This is a genomic window from Achromobacter sp. 01N37 (assembly GCF_056399725.1).
On the sequence record NZ_JBFTRX010000051.1, the window covers coordinates 1 to 1,137 of the forward strand.

Annotated in this window: 1 protein-coding gene; it reads left to right on the top strand. The window is 60.3% G+C overall.

Annotated elements, in window-relative coordinates; translation table 11 throughout:
* Window positions 1-3: 3 nt before the first annotated feature.
* Window positions 4-1,137 (top strand): elongation factor Tu (tuf, locus tag AC1DSJ_RS30190; protein ID WP_441372763.1); only part of this gene is annotated, 1,134 nt, incomplete at its 3' end.

Genomic DNA, 1,137 nt, shown 5'->3' on the forward strand with positions numbered 1-1,137 from the left:
CACATGGCAAAAGGCAAGTTTGAACGTACCAAGCCGCACGTGAACGTGGGTACGATTGGTCACGTTGACCACGGCAAAACGACGTTGACGGCAGCTATCACGACCGTTCTGTCGAACAAGTTCGGTGGCGAAGCCAAGGGCTACGACCAGATCGATGCGACTCCTGAAGAAAAGGCTCGCGGCATCACGATCAACACCGCCCACGTCGAGTACGAAACGCAAGCGCGTCACTACGCGCACGTTGACTGCCCGGGCCACGCTGACTATGTGAAGAACATGATCACGGGCGCCGCTCAAATGGACGGCGCTATTCTGGTTGTGTCGGCCGCTGACGGCCCGATGCCGCAAACGCGTGAACACATCCTGCTGAGCCGCCAAGTTGGCGTGCCGTACATYATCGTCTTCCTGAACAAGGCTGACATGGTTGACGACGCCGAGCTGCTCGAGCTGGTGGAAATGGAAGTTCGCGAACTTCTGTCGAAGTACGACTTCCCGGGTGATGACACCCCGATCGTCAAGGGTTCGGCCAAGCTGGCGCTGGAAGGCGACAAGGGCGAACTGGGCGAGCAAGCCATCATGGCTCTGGCCGATGCGCTGGATTCGTACATCCCGACGCCTGAGCGCGCTGTGGACGGCGCGTTCCTGATGCCGGTTGAAGACGTGTTCTCGATCTCGGGTCGCGGCACGGTGGTTACCGGCCGTATCGAACGCGGCATCGTGAAGGTCGGCGAAGAAATCGAAATCGTGGGCCTGGTGCCGACGGTCAAGACGACTTGCACCGGCGTTGAAATGTTCCGCAAGCTGCTGGACCAAGGTCAAGCTGGCGACAACGTGGGCATTCTGCTGCGCGGCACCAAGCGTGAAGACGTCCAGCGCGGCCAAGTTCTGGCCAAGCCGGGCTCGATCACSCCGCACACGGACTTCACGTCCGAGGTGTACATCCTGTCCAAGGAAGAAGGCGGCCGTCACACTCCGTTCTTCCAAGGCTATCGTCCCCAGTTCTACTTCCGCACGACGGACGTGACGGGCACGATCGAGCTGCCGGCCGACAAGGAAATGGTTCTGCCGGGCGACAACGTGGCCATGACGGTCAAGCTGTTGGCTCCGATCGCCATGGAAGAAGGTCTGCGTTTCGCC